Origin of the sequence: Limnobacter sp. UBA7229 (assembly GCF_002473065.1) — a bacterium.
GTDB classification, from domain to species: Bacteria; Pseudomonadota; Gammaproteobacteria; order Burkholderiales; family Burkholderiaceae_B; genus Limnobacter; species Limnobacter profundi.
In genome coordinates, this window is the sequence record NZ_DKTN01000003.1 from 130,215 (window position 1) to 149,030 (window position 18,816).

Below are 18,816 nucleotides of genomic sequence, written 5' to 3' on the forward strand. Positions count from 1 at the left end.
ATGAAACCACTGCTTATCGCCTGTGTAGTATTCAGCGACTACCCCATAAAAACAATGGCTTACCAACGCTTTCTGAATAGCCTGGGCGAAAAATGTGTCCATTCATTTCGCAGCATTGAGCCAGATTTCAGCGAACTTTCACACGCCAAGCTTGTGATTTGTGACATGAATATCATGGAAGAATTTGAAGAAGGCGCATTGAGCAAGCTGGAGAAAACTTTCCCCACTGCCAATATTCTTTTTCTTGAAGAAGACCACAGCGACATGTTTGTGAAATTTTCAAATCACAGGGACATTTGCCGCCTGGGCAAGCTTGCTGAAATCAATGTAATTCACTCAACCTTGAAAGAATTGCTTCTACAGGTCAACCGAAAACCGAAAAAAAACCAGCGTCCCCGAAAAGAGCGGATTGAACACACGTAAAAAAGCCACCCGAAGGTGGCTTTTTTATGACTGTGTTGTTACAACTTGGTGGGCCTACTTATGCCGCCAATTCAGCCTTGTTTGCAATGTCCACAAATTCCTTGATTTGATCAAAGTTCATGTAACGATAAACTTCACCAGACACATTGCCCAGCATTTTCACCTGCTCCATGTACTCTTCCACAGTCGGGATCTTGCCCATCAGTGCACACACAGCAGCCAGTTCGGCCGAGCTGAGGTACACACGGGTGTCAATGCCCAGGCGGTTCGGGAAGTTACGTGTGGAAGTGGATACAGCGGTGGAACCCTTGCGGATTTGCGCCTGGTTACCCATACACAGTGAACAACCTGGCAATTCCATGCGCGCGCCAGTGCGGCCCAAGATGCCGTAGTAACCTTCTTCGGTCAGGATGTGCTGATCCATCTTGGTGGGTGGTGCAATCCACAAGCGTGTTGGAATGTCGGTTTTACCTTCCAGCACCTTGCCGGCTGCGCGGAAGTGGCCAATGTTGGTCATGCAAGAACCGATGAATACTTCATCAATCTTGTCGCCAGCCACTTCACTCAAGAACTTCACATCATCAGGGTCGTTCGGGCAAGCCAGAATGGGCTCCTTGATGTCTTTCAGATCGATTTCGATTACGGCAGCGTATTCCGCATCGGCGTCGCCTTTCAGCAATTCAGGGTTTGCAATCCAGGCTTCCATGGCTTTGATTCGGCGCGTCAGCGTGCGTGCATCTTGGTAGCCTTGTGCAATCATCCACTTCATCAAAGTGATGTTGGAATTCATGTACTCAATAATTGGCTCTTTGTCCAAATGCACGGTACAACCCGCAGCTGAACGTTCTGCAGAGGCGTCTGACAATTCAAAAGCCTGCTCAACTTTCAGTTCTGGCAAACCTTCAATTTCCAGAATGCGGCCAGAGAAAATGTTCTTCTTGCCTTTCTTTTCAACGGTCAGCAAACCTGCCTTAATGGCGTACAAAGGAATTGCATTAACCAGGTCACGCAAAGTAACGCCGGGCTGCATTTCGCCCTTGAAGCGAACCAGTACGGATTCAGGCATGTCCAAAGGCATGACGCCAGTGGCAGCAGCAAACGCCACCAAGCCAGAGCCGGCCGGGAAAGAAATACCAATCGGGAAACGGGTGTGAGAATCGCCACCAGTGCCCACGGTGTCGGGCATCAACAGGCGGTTCAACCAGCTGTGAATAACACCATCACCTGGGCGCAGAGCCACACCGCCGCGGTTCTCGATGAAGTCGGGCAGTTCATGGTGCATTTTCACGTCCACGGGCTTGGGGTAAGCCGCTGTGTGGCAGAAGGACTGCATCACCAAATCAGCAGAGAAGCCCAGACAGGCCAGGTCTTTCAATTCGTCGCGGGTCATGGGACCCGTGGTGTCCTGGGAACCCACAGTGGTCATCTTGGGTTCGCAGTAAGTACCTGGGCGAACACCTTCCACGCCACATGCCTTGCCCACCATTTTCTGCGCCAGGCTGTAGCCCTTGGTTGATGCAGCTTGTGAAGAGGGGCGACGGAACACTGGGCTTGGGCCTTGGCCCAAAGCAGCGCGTGCGCGGTCTGTAAGGCCACGACCGATAATCAATGGAATACGGCCACCGGCGCGTACTTCATCGAACAGCACATCAGTTTTCATGCTGAATTCAGCAATCACGGCACCGTTTTTCAAGGCCTTGCCTTCAAATGGGCGCAATTCGATTTCGTCGCCCATGTCCATTTGGCTGACATCCAGCTCGATTGGCAAGGCGCCCGCATCTTCCATGGTATTGAAGAAAATGGGAGCAATTTTGTTGCCCAGGCAGTAGCCGCCGAAACGCTTGTTGGGAATGAACGGAATGTCATCACCCGTGAACCACAACACACTGTTGGTGGCTGACTTGCGTGATGAACCAGTACCCACAACATCGCCCACATAAGCGATTGGGTTGCCTTTGGCGATCAGGGCCTGCAATTGCTTAATGGGGCCAACCTTGCCAGGTTCGTCCGCTTCAATACCTGGGCGTGGGTTTTTCAACATGGCCAAGGCGTGCAATGGAATGTCGGGACGGCTCCAGGCATCGGGCGCGGGCGACAAATCGTCGGTGTTGGTTTCACCGGTTACCTTGAACACGGTCAACTTGATGCTTTTTGGCACTTCGGGGCGGCTGGTGAACCACTCGGCGTCGGCCCAGCTTTGCATCACTTTCTTGGCAGTTGCACTGCCCTTGTCGGCCAGGTCTTTTACGTCGTGGAAGTAATCAAACATCAACAGGGTTTTTGACAGGGCTTCAGCCGCAATTTCACCCACTTCGGCATCGTTCAACGCATCAATCAATGGTTTGATGTTGAAACCACCCAGCATGGTGCCCAGCAAGAAAGTTGCTTTCTTGCGATCAATCAGCTTGCAGGTGTCCGAGCCATTCACAATGGCGGCCAGGAAGGCAGACTTCACCTTGGCGGCATCATCCACGCCAGCGGGCACACGATTGGTAATCAGGTCCAGCAAAAACTCTTCTTCGCCTGCGGGCGGGTTCTTCAGCAGCTGAACCAGATCAGCAGTTTGCTGGGCAGACAAAGGCAGTGGAGGAATGCCCAACGCTGCGCGCTCGGCAACGTGTTGGCGATAGGACTCAAGCATGAGATCTCCCTAGATTGGGTGGGGTCAATAGAAACTGTGTAATTTTGAGGCAGTTCGCACGTGCACACAAGTGCTGCGATGCAAAAGTGGCGGGGTTTCAGTGCCTCTCAAGTCTTATATATGATATAGGACTTTCCCTTATTTTTGAAGAGGGCAAGGTCGATTCGGTCCGCTTTTAGAGCCTATTGTCGCTTTGTACGCTGATATTTGGCCGGGCTTACACCGGTGACCCGTTTAAAGGCGTGGGTAAAAGCGCTTTGATCGTTGTAAGCCAGAAAATTGGCAATGTCCGCCAGGCTGAGATCACCCGCCTGAAGGCAGTTTTTCGCCATTTCAACCCGCACCTGCTCCAACTCATCTCTAAAACTGCTGCCCTGCTCTTGCAAGCGCCGTTGCAAGGTACGGGTACTGACACACAAACGGCGGGCCACTTCGTTCAAGCTCGGCAAGCCAGCGCCAACGGACTCTTGCAAGGCCTTCTGAAAACCGGGAATTGACTCTTCGCCATTCTTCACCTGCTTCAACAACAACTGCGCCTGCTGGTCGAGCATGCTGCGCATGACATGGTCTGGCGACTTCAATGGCATTTCAAGCAAACTGACTGGCCACACCACTTCTGTGTAATCGCCTGCAAAACCCACCTTGCATTGAAAAAAAACATCGAAATCACTTGGGTTTTCAGGCATGGGGTTGATGAACTGAACACGGCGTGGGTACACGGGTGTGGCTATCAAATGCTGGGTGAATGCCACCAAGACGCCAATGGCCACTGAATCAACCCAGTGACCCGGGCGCCCGCGTTCGGCACCCCAACGCAGGATAATTTCATCGCCCTGAAACGCCACATTCAATGCATTGACGCTGTACACCAAATTCTCAAACTGCTGCAAACGGGCAAATGCTTCGCCCAAGTTGGTGCAGCAACTGGCCACATAACCCAACAGACCCATGTTGGCCGGGCGCACATGGGCAGCAATTTTTAGCGGCATTGCAGCGTCCTCAAGCGCTTGGTACGTCCAGTCCAGCATGGCCTGCCATTGCGGAATCTCAATTCGGTTCAACTCACCTGCAACCGGCCGTGCGAAGGGCATGCGGGTGGCCACTTCGGGATGAGCGCTTACCAACCAGTCAAAAAGCAGATTCACGTAACTGGCAGAAATATGTCCGAGATTAGAATGCTGGTTCATTATTTGACAATAAATATTGTCAGAAGAGTTTTACCTGTTCTATGCTAGCGCGTATTCAACAATACAACTTCAACAAACAGACACCACAACATGAAAAAACACAGCACCGCAATCAAGCGATTGACAGCCCTTCTTGCAAGCACTGCGCTTGTCGGTCTGAGTGGCTGCAACGTTCAAGCGCCCGAAGGTGAAATTCAGGGTGCAGCGGGATTGGCCATTGCTGCCGAACGGGCCATTTCCGGACTTGAGCGCAAGGTACTTCAAATTGACGGCTTTGTGGTGCCCTATCTGCAGGGTGGCCAGGGCGAGCCCTTGGTGTTGATTCACGGTTTTGGTGGCTCAAAAGACAACTTCAATCGGGTGGCTTATTACCTGACCAAGCACTACACCGTTTATTCAATCGACGTGCCAGGCTTCGGAGCCTCCACCCGCGACTTGAATGCCGACTATGTCATCAACACCCAAATTGACCGGGTACATGAAATTATTAAAAAGCTGGGACTGGAGAAACCACACATTGGCGGTAACTCCATGGGCGGCTGGATCAGCGGCGCCTATGCGGCAAAATACCCCGGCGATGTAGCCTCCGTATGGTTTTTAGCACCCGCAGGCTTGGTGGAGTCCAGAAAATCAGAAGTGATCCAGAAATTCGAGAAGACAGGTGAAATTGTTTTAACTGCAAGCAATCGCGAAGAGTTCGAGAAAATTGTGGATGTGGTGATGTATGAGCGCCCTGCTTTCGCACCCGGCTTTGTAGTGGATGCCATGGCTGCGCGCGCTGCCACGGATCAATCTTTGCACAAGCGCATTTACAAAGACTTTAAAACCGTGCCCTCTGACCTGGCTGCTGTGCTGCCAGCATCTGCATACAAGGGCCCAGGCCTGATTGTGTGGGGCAAGGAAGACCGGGTATTGCATGTGGACGGCGCAGCAGAATTGAAAGCCGCGATGCCTGGTTTCGATGTCATTTTGATGGACAAGGTTGGGCACGTTCCCATGATGGAACAACCCAAGCAGGTTGCAGCGGACTATGTGAAGTGGCGTGAGATGATTGCGCAGTAAAACGCTGGCGCATTTTCACAAAAAACAGGCTTGAACTCACAATATTCCTTGCCAATATCCGCGCACAATTCAAGGCATCAAAAAACCAAAACGCGGAGACTCACGCATGGAACAGTTGATCAATCAGGCAATGCCCACATTCAATTTGCTGTTCGGGCCGAACCCGGACTGGAAACAGGTGTTTCTAACCTTGCTCACCCCAATTTTTCTGGGCGCAACGCTGGTCGAGTACCTGTATCTGAAAAAAGAGGGCAAGTCGTTCTTCTTTAAAAAAAATGAAGTCATCACCAATATGCTGTTGGGTGGAAGCTACCAGGCTATGGAGCTGGTGTGGTTTGCGCTGTTTGTGTCGGCATTCATGGAATGGATCTACTCCTTCCGCATCGCGACCATTGAAGTCACGCCGCTGAGTTTTGCTGGCTTGCTTTTCGGCATTGAGTTTTGTTATTACTGGTTTCACCGGGGCAGCCACCGGGTACGCTGGTTCTGGTGCGCGCATGTTGTACACCACAGTGGTGAGAACATGACCACCACCACAGCCATGCGCCAAAGCCTGTTCTATGCAGTGAACCTGCACCAAATTTTTTGGGCGCCCATGTTGATCATTGGCTTCCCCGTGTGGGCAGTACTATTGGCCTATGGCATCAACTTGGGTTACCAATATTTTGTTCACACTCAGGCTGTGAACAAGTTTCCAAAATGGTTCGAGTATATTTTCAACACACCCAGCCACCACCGCGTGCACCATGGTCGCAACGCCGAATACATCGACAAAAACTACGGCGGCGTATTAATTATCTGGGACCGAATTTTTGGCACTTTCGAGCCCGAAGTTGCGCCGGTGGACTACGGCATTGTTCGCCAACCCAGGACCAACAACATCTGGACGCTGAACACCCATGAATGGCGCGACATGTTTTCAGATGCACTCAAGCCTGGCCCAGTTTGGCAGCGTATCAAGCACATATGGGCACCGCCCGAGTGGGTACGACCAGGCCTGAGCGATCAGTCCAACCTGCGCGACAAAACAATTTAAGCAATCTTCTCGTACTACAATGGGTGGAACCTCAGAAGGATCACCCATGCGCAGAAAACCACTCAACACAGCTTCCCGATCCAAACTGTCCAAGTACGCCAAACCGCTGGCGAACCTGGCCATTCTGCTTGCAGACGCCGGTAGCCGGCTTGAGCGCCGTTTCTGGAAAAAGAAGCTGTTTGCAGCGTTGGCCCCCATGCTTGAAGGCCGCAGCGACACGACGCTGATGCAAACTCTTGATCACTTGTACAGTACCAACTACCGTGCCTACGACGAATTGGCCTTTGCCATCGAAAACACCGTCGAAAGTCCCGAGCTGGGTCAAGAAGAAGACATTCTGTTGTTGGCCGCGCCAGTACTGGCCTGGTCAACCTACAACATTCCGTCTGGCAAAATTGAAGAGGCCACGGTGGCTGAGTTCACCAAGCTGCTTCAAAAAAATGTGCTGTCTGATCATGCCCACCTGGTGCTCACCAACATGCTGTTCAGCCCGGATCAACTGCCTGAAAGTTACACCGCAGCGGCGGAACTGGCGAGGCAATTGGGGCAAGCTGCTATCGATCGCGTGAAAGTTCGCATCGACACCGAGAACCTGCCCGCCACCCAAAGCTTTTTAAGTGATGTGCGTTATTTGATTGGCGCGATTTCCGTGCCCGCGGGCCAACCTGCATTCAAGTGGCAAGTTGAGGCCCACAGCAATGGCACTCTTCTGAGTAAAGACGAAGTGCTCGCCAACTGGCGACTGACCGGTGGCCAGGCCCTTCAAAAAATAATGCCTGGCTGCCTGCTTGAACTGATGCTGCCAAACGGCCTTTACAACGCGTGCCGCGAGGCCGAGAAAGAGGCTCGTGCCTATTCAGTACGCGCCTCTGCCGCCTTTCTTGAAAGTGCGCTGGATGTACCTACACAGAAAATTCATGCCAGTGTTGGCGCATTTGTAGATCGCGGAGAAATTGAAGAATACCGAATCGGCTTTTCTGTGGAAGGCAATAGCGACATTGTGCATGGCGTGGTGTGGCCACTCATTGGCGAAGAATACGGCAATGAGCCTGACCCGGTGTACGAAAAAGACATCGAAAGCGAACCCGACAACCCCGTTATTCGCTCAAAAATTGAAGCCTTGTTAAAAGAAGTCGGCATTCGTCAAATCAAGGTGCTGGAAGAACGTTTCCCGCTGGAGTACTGTGAAGATTGCGGATCGCCTTTGTACCCCAACCCGGAGGGTGAGTTGCTGCATGCAGAACTCCCGGAAGACTCTGAATTGCCAAACAGCATGCATTTGCATTGAAAAGCATCAAACATATCGCTTGATTTTGTAATACGGTGCCGACATTTTTCGGCACCCTACACGTAAGGGAGAAACAGGTATGTCAACCCTGAAGCATTCAACACTGAGCACCTTCACTTCTAAAACTGGTCAGAAAGGCCAGTTTTACAGTCTGCCCAAACTGGCTGAACTGGGCTTTCCCAACCTGCACCGCTTGCCAGTATCGATTCGCATTGTGCTTGAATCGGTGCTGCGCAATTGCGATGGAAAAAAGGTTTCAGAAGAACACATTCAGCAACTGGCATGTTGGCAAGCTCAAGCCAAACGAACCGATGAAATTCCGTTCATCGTGGCGCGTGTGGTGCTGCAGGATTTCACCGGCGTGCCCCTTCTAGCCGACTTGGCTGCCATGCGCAATGTGGCAAGGGACATGGGCCAAAATCCCAAGAAAATTGAACCGCTTGTGCCAGTGGATTTGGTGGTTGACCATTCTGTGATGATTGACTACTTTGGCACAGCCGATTCACTGCGCAAAAACATGGAAATTGAGTTTGAGCGCAACGGTGAACGCTACCAATTCATGAAATGGGGCATGCAGGCCTTTGACACTTTCAAGGTGGTGCCACCGGGCATTGGCATTGTTCACCAGGTCAACCTGGAATACCTGTTCCGCGGCATCCGCAGTGCTGTTAAAGCGGGTGAGGAAAATGACAACACGGTGTACTACCCTGATACGTTGGTGGGTACAGACAGCCACACCACCATGATCAACGGCGTGGGCGTTGTAGGCTGGGGTGTTGGGGGTATTGAAGCCGAGGCTGGGATGCTGGGGCAGCCTGTGTACTTTTTGACACCCGATGTGGTGGGCGTTGAACTGACCAACGCACTGCGAGAAGGCATTACCGCAACCGACCTTGTGTTGGCGATTACAGAGCTGCTGCGCAAGAAAAAAGTGGTGGGCAAATTCGTTGAATTCTACGGACCCGGTGCAGCAAGTTTGTCAGTGACGGACCGCGCTACACTGGCCAATATGGCGCCTGAATATGGCGCTACCATGGGTTTCTTCCCACCAGACTCAAAGACTGTTGAGTTCATGCGCAAGACAGGTCGAACTGCCGCTGAAGCAGACCGGTTCGAGGCGTATTTTGAAGCGCAAGGCTTGCTGGGAATGCCAGCCCCAAGTGCAATTGACTATTCTGAAGTGGTCACGCTCGACCTGGACACGGTTGAGCCATCGTTGGCTGGGCCAAAGCGACCTCAAGACCGCGTGTTGCTCAAGAACATGAAGCAACAATTCAATACCCTTTTTGCCGAACCCATGGCAGCAAACGGCTTTGGCAAAGACGCAGCCGCCTTGAGCACACGCTACCCCACTGGGCTGGACAAACTCAGTATTGGTCATGGTGATGTATTGCTGGCGGCCATCACAAGCTGTACCAACACCTCCAACCCTGGGGTAATGCTGGCTGCCGGTTTGTTGGCCAAGAAAGCAGTTGAAAAAGGCCTGAAAGTTCGGCCGCACATTAAAACTTCACTCGGCCCCGGTTCGCGCGTGGTGAGCGACTACCTGGCAAAAACAGGCCTGCAACCTTACCTTGACAAGTTGGGATTCAACGTGGCCGCGTACGGCTGCACAACCTGCATTGGCAATGCAGGCGATTTGCTACCCGAGATCAACGACACGATTTTGAAAAACGATGTAATCGGTTGCGCGGTGTTGTCGGGTAACCGTAATTTTGAAGCACGTATTCACCCGAATTTAAAAGCCAACTTTCTGGCTTCACCTCCCCTTGTGGTTGCCTACGCGCTCAGCGGCAAAGCCAATATGGACATGACCTCTGAGCCGATTGGCACTGGAAGCGATGGGCAGCCGGTTTACCTGCGCGACATTTGGCCTTCCAATCAAGAGGTTAATGCATTGCTTCCCACCGCCTTGGATGCAGCAACTTTTGTGCGCCTTTACAGCAACTTCACAGAGGGCCACGACCTGTGGAACAACGTGCCCGCACCGGAAGGTCAGGTTTACCCATGGCCACAATCCACCTACATTGCCAAGCCACCCTTCTTTGATGAGTTTGCCATGCAGCCCACCAAGGTGGAAACCATTGCCGGTGCAAAACCTTTGCTGATTCTGGGTGATTCAGTCACAACGGATCACATTTCACCGGCGGGCTCATTCAAACCCACAACACCTGCAGGAAAATATTTACAACAGCATGGTGTCGAGCAAAAAGATTTCAACAGTTATGGGTCACGGCGCGGCAATCATGACGTGATGATTCGCGGCACCTTTGCCAATGTACGCGTGAAAAACCTGATGATTCCTCCCGATGCCAATGGCAATCGCATTGAGGGTGGCTTCACCATCAAGGACGGACAACAAACCACGGTGTACGACGCCGCCATGGAATACATGGCGCAAGGCACCCCCACCATTGTGTTGGCTGGCGAAGAATACGGCACAGGATCATCCCGTGACTGGGCTGCAAAGGGCACGCAGTTGCTGGGTGTGAAGGTTGTGGTTGCAAGAAGTTACGAACGCATTCACCGAAGTAACCTGGTGGGCATGGGCGTGTTGCCTTTGCAGTTTTTGGGCGGTGATTCCATTCAAAACCTGAAGCTCGACGGCAGTGAAACCTATGATGTAATCGGTTTGGCTGAAGACACCGCACCGCAAGCCGAACTGGTGCTGCGAATTACGCGTGCCAATGGTGAAGTTCAGGATGTGAAAGTGCTCAGCCGAATCGATACGCCGATCGAGGTTGAATATTACAAGCACCGGGGAATTCTGCCGTTTGTATTGCGAGAGTTGCTAGGGGCGTAGTTTGCGCATTGCGTGGCGTGCTGGCTGCTGGCGTTATTGCTTGCCGCTTCTCGCCTGCTTCGCGCCCTGACGAATCAGCAACAAAATCGGCACCAGGGCAATCATAACAATCATCAGTGCTGGCACTGCCGCCTCGGTCAATCGTTCGTCTGAAGCAAACTGATAAGAGACAACCGCCAGGGTGTCAAAATCGAAAGGCCTCAACACCAGAGTAGCTGGCAATTCCTTGATCACATCCACAATCACCAACAACATGCCGGTGGCCACAGAGCCCTTCAGCACCGGCAAATGAACATGCCACAGAACTTGCCGTGGTGAGCGGCCCAAAATTCGGGCCGATTCGTCAATGTGTCGCGTAATTTGCTGTAAACCCGAGTCTACGGACTGCAAAGCTGCTGAAGTGAAGCGCACATTGTAGGCATACACCAAGGCCAGCACACTGCCGGTTAACGCCGGCACCTGCCAGCCCATGTCATAAGTGAAACGATCAACCGTGGCCAATGGCAGCAAAATAGCGATGGCCAAAATTGCACCTGGTACACCATAGCCCAGCGAAATCAACCGATAAATTGCGGTAACCCACCACACATGCGCCTGTCGTTTTACATAGGCCAGAAAAACCGCGAGAACCACCGCAACAAGGGCGGCCATGCCACCCAAGAGGGCTGAATGGTAGGCCCACTGAAAACTGCGTGCCCAATTAATCGAGGTGTCTACATCAACTACCAGCACCAATAAAATCAGCACCGGCAGCACAAATCCCAACACAAACGGCATGGCTGACAAAAACATCACCCACGCCGCCTGTGCACCCTTCAAACGTTTTCTTTCAATGGTACTGCCCTTGCCCGACTGCGTATAAAACTGGGCTCGCCCACGCGCCTTGGATTCAAAAACAATCAAGGCCAGCATGACCACCAGCAACATGACAGCCAACAAAGCTGCACTTTCCCTGTCGCCCAGGTTCAGCCAGGTGTTGAATATTGCAGTCGTGAAGGTGCGCACACCAAAGTAAGACAAGGCGCCATACTCCGCCAGGGTTTCCATGAGTACCAAAGTAAGCCCTACCACCCACGCGGGGCGAGCGACAGGCAAACCCACCTTGAGGAAGGCGCTGGTGGCGCTGTGCCCCAAAGAACGTGCCGCATCCAGCATGGAAGGGCTACGCCCCAAAAATGCAGTTCTCGCCATGATGTAAACATAGGGGTACAACACAAAGCTGAGCACAAGAATTGCGCCCGAGGTGGAGCGAATTTCCGGAATGCGGAAATCGCTGCCCAGAATTTCCCGCAAGCTGCTGGCCAGCCAACCAGAGTACTGAAGTGCATCGGTATACGCGTAAGCAATCACGTACGATGGCATGGCCATGGGCAGCAACAACAACCATTCAAGCCACTTGCGCCCGGGAAACTCATGGGCAGAAACCCACCAGGCTGGCAGCACTCCCATGGTACTGGTCAACACCACAACGCCAAAACACAGGTAAACCGTTTGCCAAACCAGATCGGGAAGAATGGTGGTGGCCAAATGGGCCAGCACCTGGGGAGCTTGTACCAGGCTAAAAACCGCCAAGCCAAACAGATAGACGAACGGCAACAACAGCAGCAACGCCAGCAGCGCAACAGAAATGCGACTTCTTAACCCCAGAGTAAACAAACAAACCGCCCAGACATGGCAAAATAGAAGTGAGAACGATTTTACTTTAAGTTCATGCAACTCACCCGAAGCAAAGGTGAACTGCGTAGTAAACAGACCACGGTGCCCCCAAAATAATGAAACAAGCTCCCGCCCTAAGCATCAATGAACTGAGTATTCTGTACCCGGGCAGCAATGCACCTGCTGTTCGCAACGTTAGTTTCGAGTTGGCACAGGGTGAAATTGCCTGTTTGCTGGGACCCTCTGGCTGCGGCAAAACAACCTTGTTGCGTGCAATCGCAGGTTTTCTCATGCCCACACAGGGCCATATTTTGCTGAAAGGTGAAAAAGCCAGCGAACCGGGCAAGGTACGCAGCCCTGAGAACCGCAATGTCGGGGTGGTTTTTCAAGACTATGCCCTGTTCCCCCACCTCACAGTTCGAAAAAACATTGAGTTCGGTTTACACAAACGCAGTGAACATGAAAAACGCAACCGCAGTGGTGAATTATTGGCGCTAATCGGGCTTGAGGCCTTGGCCGACCGGTACCCCCACGAATTGTCAGGTGGCCAGCAACAACGGGTGGCACTGGCGCGTGCACTGGCTCCCAAACCCACGCTGATTTTGCTGGACGAGCCATTTTCCAACCTGGACGTTGAACTGAAAGAGCGACTCACTTTTGAAGTTCGGGAAATTTTAAAAGCCGAAAACATGAGTGCCATCTTGGTCACCCACGATCAACATGAGGCGTTCAGTATGGCCGATCGCATCGGGGTGATGCACGCGGGTGAGTTACAACAATGGGGATCATCCTACAGTCTCTACCATCAGCCGAATTCACGGATGGTGGCCGACTTTATTGGTCAAGGTGTGTTTCTGCCAGGCAAAAAAACCGAGCAGGGCTTGCAAATTGAATTGGCTCACCTGCGGCTAACCGAGGATCAATTGCCAGCAAGCAATGAATTTGATGTACTGATTCGCCCGGACGATATTATTCACGACGACGCCAGCCCCATGCAGGCCAAGGTGGTGAGAAAGTCGTTTCGAGGTGCCGATTTCCTGTACACACTTGAATTGGAAAGTGGAGTACATGTGCTGGCCTTGGTACCAAGCCATCACAACCATGCCATCGGCGAGCCAATCGGAATCAAACTTGAACTCGACCACGTCATTACGTTCGATCGGGTTTGATCAAGCCAAAATCAGCTCAGGTCACTTGAACCAGCAGCACCCGAAGACAAACCACTGTCGGTATCGGAACTGGAAGCGGTAGAACTGATTGACGAAGTACCGCCAGCAGAGGCAAAAAGCTCGGACGCTTCCTGAATACTGTTGGGACTGGAGAAATCCAGCGTCAAGGGGAAAGCTTCAGGAGAGGTAAACAAACCGTCCAGCGTTGCTGCAAAAGCCAGCGAATGAGCGTTGCCCGCCAATTCTGGCTGCGCAAACAGGCCCGAGTCAATTTGCATCGATGCCAGCAATGAATCGGTATCAAACTCAGCCACCTCGTGCACCGCATTACCAACTTCACTGGATAGCTCGCCAAACGTGTCTTGACTTAATGCATTCAGGTCGAGCACCTGGGCTTGAATATCGGCAATCAGCTGAGTCAACTCGGAGTAACTAAGTTCACCACCCAAGGCGTGCTTCACGCGCGGCATTGCACTCAAAAGCTCAGCGTTCAAGGCTTCAAATGAGGCTTGTTCATTCATGGTATTCAGAATTCCTGCAGTGTCTGCGTTGGCAAGCAATGCCGGGTCAACACTGGCAAGGCTTGAAGAACTCTCGAAAACGCTGACGTCACTGACGCAAGCCTGAGAAATGCACCGCAATTCACCAAAGCCGAGAGAGGGTGCACTTGAAAATTCTTTGGAATCGAGACCGTCAAACGAAGAAAAAGCAATATTTGATGAACCAGAGGATGACTCAAAAGTGTCAAAAAACTCGATTGTCGCCCTGCTTATGGGTGCGAGCAGCCCACCAGCGGTATCGCTGTGATCGGTCTGCACTGACAATTGAATGACGGAATTTGACATAAACCCAATTTTTTCGTGACGTACTACCATTTTATACGATAGGCCACTCAAATTGGATTCAAAACACCCCCCTATCAAAAAAGGGGGTGAGTTTTATTTGTTTTGGTCCAGAGAACCCAACAAGCCATCCAGTGCACCACCTTCTGAGCCTGCACTGGAGGAAATCCCGCTGCTGAGCGAATCCAGCAAACCTGAATCGGATTCGCCTGAAGAACTGCTTAAACCAGACAGCAAGCCACCACCGCCGGTGATGGGGTCAAGAATAGGCTCCAACAAGGGATCAGTGATATCGGTCACAGGATCAAGAATCGGATCCACAATCGGATCAACTATAGGGTCGGTGACATCGGTAATCACATCCACAATCGGATCAACTACAGGGTCGGTGACATCGGTAATCACATCCACGATTGGATCAACCACTGGGTCGGTGACATCGGTAATCACATCCACGATTGGATCAACCACTGGGTCTGTGACATCGGTAATCACATCCACAATTGGATCAACCACTGGGTCGGTGATACCTCCAACCACATCATCAACGATATCTGTGACTGGGTCGGTGATACCGCCAATGCCGTCAGTGATGCCACCCACAATGTCGGTAACAGGGTCCGTCACTGGCGACAAATCCAGATCAGGCAAGGAGCCCACCAAAGAAGCAATGTCATCAAACGTTGAATCCAGATTCAACAGACTGTCCAACTGCGGGTTGGCACCTACGTTGATCGTACCCAACAGGTCGGTCAGTACCGTGGAAACCTCGCCAGCGTCTTCAAAAATACTCAAACCCAAATCACTGCTGGGCAAACCATTTTGCGCAGCAAACTGGTTCTGAACATCGCCACTCAGGTTGTCAAATACAGGCTCAAAAGTGGTGTTCAGCAAATTGATTTGATCAAGTACGGCATCGATGGCAGTTTGCAGGCTCTCGGGACTGGGGTTTTGGCCCAAACTGCCGATCAGGCTGTTCAATGCATCGTCGGGGTTTATTCCGCCACCACCTTCCAGCATGGCCATAAGCTGAGCAAACTCTGCAGAGACCGGCACCAATGAACCATCGGGATTGGCGACAGGCTTGAGCAAAGTGAAATCTGAAACCTTTGAAAGATCAGTAGGCTGTGACAAAGCCTTGTTGCCCAAACCGGCCAAACTTGCAGACTCACCCACGGTGGTTTTACCAAAGGTAACCGGGGCTGCGCTGGCCACTTGAGCCGCCATGCCCATGGCACTGGATGCACCACTTAAATCGGCTGCTGCCACTGCACCCAAAAGGCCTGCACCTGAATACGCGGGGGACAATCCGGAAAAACCGCCACCAGATGGGTTCGATTGATGCAATTGACTTTTCGCCGCACTGCCAGGAAAACCGGAGTTGGCGCTTAAACCGTCGAATTCGGATGTGTTCAGGGTGGATTGCAAAAACTGCATGTTCAGAGCAGACGGATCAGCAAGTTGCTGTTCAGCGCGCTCTACAGCCCGATCTTCAGCCGTGCTCTTCATGTTTTGAATGTCATCGCCCATTTTTGTCATTCCTTTGGGAATCGCCCCACTCATGCCAGTTTCTCAGGGTTCGAGCCCTGCGAATGGATGAATTAAGGCAGTAAAATGCCCCTGTTTGATCAGTGTGAGCACTTTACTGACAAAAATCAAGACTTTACCGATAAAACCTGGTATCGAGAACAGGCGCTGGTTTCAGGGTTGGCCGCAGTTCTTTTTCAGTCGTACTGCCCTGCACGCGGCTGCGTTCCGAGCTTTTCTCAACCTCAAGCCGCTGCGCCGGGGTCAGTACAAATCCAGCTGCCTTCTCCACTTCGGTCTGGCTAACATCCAGGCCAAGCTTTTCCGCAATTTTTTGATCGGCCGGGCTGCTGGCAATGTCGGCCGTATCTTTCAAGCTACTCTCCAGGCGCTCGCGCTCGGGAGTTTTCGAGAAAAACAACTCAAACCAATCGCCCTCTGCACCGGGGGTTGGCATCATCAAGCCCATGGCATGCATCAAGCGGAAACTCGCATCCCGTGCATCAAACACTGCGTTAATGTATGCAATCAAAACGTTGAAGTACTCAACTTGGGCATCCAGCATCACGATCACGGTTTCACGGCCAAAATCACGAAGCCTTTTGCGGTTTTTGAATACCTGCAAAGAATCGGCATAAGCGCCGCGCAAGGTCACCGATCGCGACTGCCCGGCTGACCATTTGCCCCACTGAAAGCGGACACTTTCCTCGACCCGCAATCGGGCTGCGGCCAGTTGGGCACGCCGGGTATCAATCGTGGCTGCCGCCTGATTCACTCGAGCGACCTGTTCGCCGCCTGAAAAAGCGCTGTACTGCAAACGCAGGTTCACGGAGCTGTCGGTTCTGTCACCAGTAAAGGGGTCGGGTTCACCAAAAAATTGCTGAATACCCACCAGGTTCAAAGACGGGTACAGGCTTGCATCCTCAGCCGTGTAGTTGTGTCGCGCTTTCACGATCTGGCTTTCAGCCACACGAATTTCCGGGTTGGAAAACAGCGCTTTCGTGACTGCTTCATCTACCAGCTGGGGCAACATGTTGCGCTGAATTTCCAGTTCCGGCACGTTGTAGCCCTCGGGATAAACACCGAAGTAACGGAAGTAAGTGGCACGGGCCTCTTCAAACTGTCCTTCAAAATTCACCAGCCGGTCACGGGTGACCGCCAAACGGGCTTTCGCAAATTGTGCATCGGTGACGCCGCTTCCGCCCAACTCAACCCGACGCTCCTCAAGGGCCAGCAATTGGGCGACGGCTGCCTCTGCGGCTCGGGAGGCTTCCACCAACAAAGCATTGCGCGACAAAGTACTGCTGGCCAAAAAGCCTTCGAGCACCACGTCTTGAATTGTTTTTACAAATTGCCCATCTGCGATAGTCCCATCGGTTTCAGCCGCTTTTACTCTCGCAGTAATTCGACCCGCGGTGTACAGGGGCTGGGTCACCGTAATGTCGGTCGATTGCCGGTTGGTCACTGTTGAACTAGAACTGGCATTGGCACCCACAGTAATTCTGGGGTAATAGGCAGCGCGGGCACCATCTTCAATAAATTGCGAGGCATTCACATTGATGCGTGAAGTCACAATTTCAGGGTTGGTGCGCAACATGTTCAGGAAGCGAATTTTGGTGAGCTCTTCCTTGCTCATTTTTGCTGCCTCTGCCGGAGCTATGCGTCGGGCACGAAACTCGTTGTTGTCGTTGCCTACATTGGCAGAAGGCTGGTCGCTCGCGGGCAGATCTTGCGCACCCACGGGAAATGCAAGAAGGCCCGCAATCAGCACACACAGTGCTTTGCGAGCCCATACGCCCCCTGGGGTCATGTCCAATTGTGTTGTCATGTGTTGCTTTATGGTTCTCTGAAGGCTTCTTGCTTCAGCTTCAATACAGGTTTTAACAAATAATAAATAAAGGGTTGCGAACCCACGTTAATGTCAACTTCAGCGGTCATGCCCGGTGAAATGCGCAGCGGCGCATCGGGCGTGCCAAAAAATGCCTTGTCTGTGCTCACAATCAAGCGGTAATAGGGGCCGGTTTCTTCCGTACCAGGGTCAGTGTCAGCTGCAATTTGGGTCACCTTGCCGGGCAAAGTGCCATAGCGCAAAAAGTCATAGGCAGACACCTTCACTTCCGAAGGTTGATCCATGCTTACATAACCGCGGTCTGCGGGTGAAAGTCGGGTTTCAACCACCAACACCTCATCGACTGGCACTACTTCCATGATGGGCTCACCCTGGCGAACCACGTTGCCCACGGCCTGTAACTTCAAGTTTTTCACCACGCCATCGATGGGTGACCGAATCACGGCACGGTCGCGCTGATCGCTGGCTCGATCAATTTCATCTTTCAAACTGGCCAACTGGCGTTCAAGCGTTGTTAATTCATCCGCAGCCCTGCGGCGGAACTTGCCATCTTCTTCCACTCGGCGAGCACGGCTTTGCCCAACAGTGGCCTGGGCTGATGCAATGGTTTGCCGCATCGAGGCAATTTCAGCGGTCAAACTGTCGTAATCACGTTTCTTGGTCAAATATTCAAGCTGAGACACAAGGCGTTCGCGAACCAGTTCTCGGGTAATTTCCAGTTCACGCAGGGTAGTCACTGCGCGATTCTCCAAGCCTTCAAGCTTGGCTTGCAATTCGCCCACCTTACCCTGGTTGCCCAGCATCTGGCTGTCATTCACGCCCAGAATACCGTTCAATTCAGTAATGCGGGCAATGTAGGTGGACTGCTCGGTGCGATACAAATCGGGATAGTCTGCAATAATTTCTGCGGGATATTCTGGTACCTTGCCCGAAGCCTCGCCCAGCAAACGCGCACGGCTCATCTCCAATGCGGCACGCCGGCTTTTCAATTCTTCAATGTTGATGCCCGAAGTGGCCAGGTTCAGTTGAACCAACATGGACCCTTCTTTCACCAGATCACCCTCTTTCACAGCCAGGTCCTGAACAATACCGCCTTCCAGGTGCTGAATACTTTTGACCCGGGTCGATGGAATCACCTTGCCCGGCGCAGTAACCACCTGGTCAACGCGGATGAACAAGGATGCGAACAAAGACAGCGCAATCAAACCCAGCGCAAACCTGCTTTTGGTGTCGAACCCACCACCATTGGGTTTGTAAAGGGCGGGGACCTCATAGGGCTTCAGATCATTTTTGCCGACTTCGGCCAATGCATTGTTCGACTTCATGATTTCTC

General features: G+C 52.3%; 13 protein-coding genes. 6 read left to right on the forward strand and 7 right to left on the reverse strand.

Annotated elements, in window-relative coordinates; translation table 11 throughout:
- A complete protein-coding gene (locus B4C79_RS01165) occupies positions 1-423 on the forward strand; it encodes a hypothetical protein (RefSeq protein WP_171099563.1) in 423 nt (140 codons plus the stop codon).
- Between the two features lie 58 nt (positions 424-481).
- Here B4C79_RS01165 and acnB read toward each other — a convergent pair whose 3' ends face one another.
- Both acnB and B4C79_RS01175 read right to left on the reverse strand, forming a co-directional pair.
- The gene (gene acnB, locus B4C79_RS01170) at positions 482-3,064 is read right to left on the reverse strand and encodes a bifunctional aconitate hydratase 2/2-methylisocitrate dehydratase (protein WP_291752437.1); all 2,583 of its coding nucleotides are present in this window, start codon (positions 3,062-3,064) and stop codon (positions 482-484) included.
- Between the two features lie 182 nt (positions 3,065-3,246).
- Positions 3,247-4,251 (reverse strand): helix-turn-helix domain-containing protein, encoded by a 1,005-nt coding sequence (locus B4C79_RS01175; protein ID WP_291742088.1) that lies wholly within the window; start codon positions 4,249-4,251, stop codon positions 3,247-3,249.
- 90 nt (positions 4,252-4,341) lie between these two features.
- On the opposite strand from B4C79_RS01175, the gene B4C79_RS01180 reads away from it, so the two are divergent.
- The 4 genes from B4C79_RS01180 to acnA all read left to right on the forward strand — a co-directional run bounded on the left by B4C79_RS01180 (position 4,342) and on the right by acnA (position 10,440).
- Positions 4,342-5,313: an alpha/beta fold hydrolase gene (locus B4C79_RS01180; RefSeq protein ID WP_291742086.1), complete on the forward strand. Its 972-nt coding sequence runs from the start codon at positions 4,342-4,344 to the stop codon at positions 5,311-5,313.
- A gap of 106 nt (positions 5,314-5,419) precedes the next feature.
- Positions 5,420-6,349 (forward strand): sterol desaturase family protein, encoded by a 930-nt coding sequence (locus tag B4C79_RS01185; RefSeq protein WP_291742085.1) that lies wholly within the window; start codon positions 5,420-5,422, stop codon positions 6,347-6,349.
- Positions 6,350-6,395: 46 nt separating this feature from the next.
- Positions 6,396-7,637, forward strand: coding sequence for a DUF2863 family protein (locus B4C79_RS01190; RefSeq protein WP_168427002.1), 1,242 nt, complete (start codon positions 6,396-6,398; stop codon positions 7,635-7,637).
- 79 nt (positions 7,638-7,716) lie between these two features.
- Positions 7,717-10,440 (forward strand): aconitate hydratase AcnA, encoded by a 2,724-nt coding sequence (gene acnA, locus B4C79_RS01195; protein WP_291742082.1) that lies wholly within the window; start codon positions 7,717-7,719, stop codon positions 10,438-10,440.
- Between the two features lie 33 nt (positions 10,441-10,473).
- On the opposite strand, the gene B4C79_RS01200 is transcribed toward acnA, so the two are convergent.
- On the reverse strand, positions 10,474-12,096 hold the full coding sequence (locus B4C79_RS01200; protein ID WP_291742080.1) for an ABC transporter permease: 1,623 nt from the start codon (positions 12,094-12,096) through the stop codon (positions 10,474-10,476).
- A gap of 116 nt (positions 12,097-12,212) precedes the next feature.
- Here B4C79_RS01200 and B4C79_RS01205 point away from each other — a divergent pair, with 116 nt between their 5' ends.
- Positions 12,213-13,265 (forward strand): ABC transporter ATP-binding protein, encoded by a 1,053-nt coding sequence (locus tag B4C79_RS01205; RefSeq protein WP_291742078.1) that lies wholly within the window; start codon positions 12,213-12,215, stop codon positions 13,263-13,265.
- An 11-nt stretch (positions 13,266-13,276) separates the two neighbouring features.
- On the opposite strand, the gene B4C79_RS01210 is transcribed toward B4C79_RS01205, so the two are convergent.
- The 4 genes from B4C79_RS01210 to B4C79_RS01225 all read right to left on the reverse strand — a co-directional run bounded on the left by B4C79_RS01210 (position 13,277) and on the right by B4C79_RS01225 (position 18,808).
- Positions 13,277-14,110, reverse strand: coding sequence for a hypothetical protein (locus B4C79_RS01210; protein ID WP_291742076.1), 834 nt, complete (start codon positions 14,108-14,110; stop codon positions 13,277-13,279).
- A 93-nt stretch (positions 14,111-14,203) separates the two neighbouring features.
- Positions 14,204-15,637, reverse strand: a complete 1,434-nt coding sequence (locus tag B4C79_RS01215) for a hypothetical protein (RefSeq protein ID WP_291752436.1) — start codon at positions 15,635-15,637, stop codon at positions 14,204-14,206.
- Positions 15,638-15,770: 133 nt separating this feature from the next.
- On the reverse strand, positions 15,771-17,462 hold the full coding sequence (locus tag B4C79_RS01220; RefSeq protein ID WP_291741198.1) for a TolC family protein: 1,692 nt from the start codon (positions 17,460-17,462) through the stop codon (positions 15,771-15,773).
- A gap of 8 nt (positions 17,463-17,470) precedes the next feature.
- Positions 17,471-18,808 carry an HlyD family type I secretion periplasmic adaptor subunit gene (locus tag B4C79_RS01225; RefSeq protein ID WP_291741200.1) on the reverse strand — a complete coding sequence of 446 codons (1,338 nt, stop codon included), beginning with the start codon at positions 18,806-18,808 and terminating at the stop codon, positions 17,471-17,473.
- Between the last annotated feature and the right edge of the window lie 8 nt (positions 18,809-18,816).